Raw genomic sequence first — 1,204 nt, 5'->3', positions numbered from 1 at the left:
CGGTGTCGCCGCTGCCCGATTTTCACGCGGGCGCGCTCACCCTTGACGGCTAACGGTGTTAGCCGTACGGTCGTCATATCGGGCTAACAGCATTAGCCGGATGGATCGCACCGCCGAGACCGCAGTCGACGACGTCCAGGAGGCAGACGATGAGCACGGCCACCACCAGCACGCGCACCGGCACGACAGCCAACCCGCGCACGGGCTCCGGCTTCCGTAACGTCCGCCGCGCGGCCTGGCTGGCGAACGCCCTGTTCTGGTCGGCGTTCGCGATCCTGGAGGCCATGAACCACGGCTGGCTCGCGGGCGGTCTCGCCTTCGCCTTCCTGATCGTGCCGGACCTCGCGTTCCTGGTCGGCCTCGACGCAGCGCCCCCCATGGCGAAGGGACAGCTCCCGCCCCGGGCGGTCCCGTACTACAACGCGATGCACCGCGCCGTCGTCCCGCTCGCCCTGATGGTCCTCTACACGTTCGGGCCGTTCCCGGCGTGGCCGCCGCTGTTCGCGGCGCTGTGCGGCTGGCTCGCGCACATCTCGTACGATCGCGCCTTCGGCTACGGACTGCGCACCAAGGAGGGCTTCCAGCGTGACTGAGCGGCTCACGCCCCGCGCCCGCGAGATCGCGGCGGCCGCCCGGACCCTCCTGGAGGAGGCCGGGCCCGCCGCGCTCACCATGCGTGCGCTCGCCGACCACCTGGGCATCAAGGCGCCCTCGCTCTACAAGCACTTCCCCGACAAGCACGCCGTCGAGGTCGAACTGGTCGCGCAGATGCTGCAGGAATCGGCGGAGGCGCTGGAGGCCGCACAGACGCGCGAGCCGGGCTCGCTGCTCGCGCTGGCACAGGCGTACCGCGCCTACGCCCTCGCCCACCCCCACCTCTACTGCCTGGCCACGGAACGCCCGCTGCCGCGCGCGGCCCTGCCCGCGGGCCTGGAGGACCGGGCCGCGACACCCCTGCTGCTCGCCTGCGGCGGCGACCTGGACCTGGCCCGCGCGATCTGGGCCTTCGCCCACGGCATGGTGGTCCTGGAGATCCACGGCCGGTTTCCGGACGACGCCGACCTCCCGGCGGCATGGAAACGCGGCCTGAAGGCGTTGCAGCACTAGGCGCTCCTAGGTCGTGTCTTCAATTGATCTTGAGTGGTGGATCATGGTCGGGTGATACGTCGCCATGAACTGTCCGATGAGGAGTGGGAGTTCCTCC

At 70.5% G+C, this 1,204-nt stretch carries 2 protein-coding genes; both read left to right on the top strand.

Annotated elements, in window-relative coordinates:
* Positions 1-149 precede the first annotated feature (149 nt).
* Positions 150-593: a DUF4260 family protein gene (locus tag ABT300_RS06980; protein ID WP_351672954.1), complete on the top strand. Its 444-nt coding sequence runs from the start codon at positions 150-152 to the stop codon at positions 591-593.
* The gene (locus ABT300_RS06975) at positions 586-1,107 is read left to right on the top strand and encodes a TetR/AcrR family transcriptional regulator (RefSeq protein WP_351672952.1); all 522 of its coding nucleotides are present in this window, start codon (positions 586-588) and stop codon (positions 1,105-1,107) included. The genes ABT300_RS06980 and ABT300_RS06975 overlap by 8 nt, the downstream gene beginning before the upstream one ends.
* Positions 1,108-1,204: the final 97 nt, after the last annotated feature.

The sequence above is a fragment of the Streptomyces sp. NPDC001027 genome (assembly GCF_040299045.1).
Lineage (GTDB): Bacteria > Actinomycetota > Actinomycetes > Streptomycetales > Streptomycetaceae > Streptomyces.
The sequence above is the reverse complement of the archived record's forward strand: the minus strand, read 5'-3'. Positions and strand labels throughout refer to the sequence as shown.

Excerpts from the sequence above, each read along its gene's own strand:
- ABT300_RS06980 (WP_351672954.1), top strand. The coding sequence starts at position 150 with ATGAGCACGGCCACCACCAGCACGCGCACCGGCACGACAGCCAACCCG.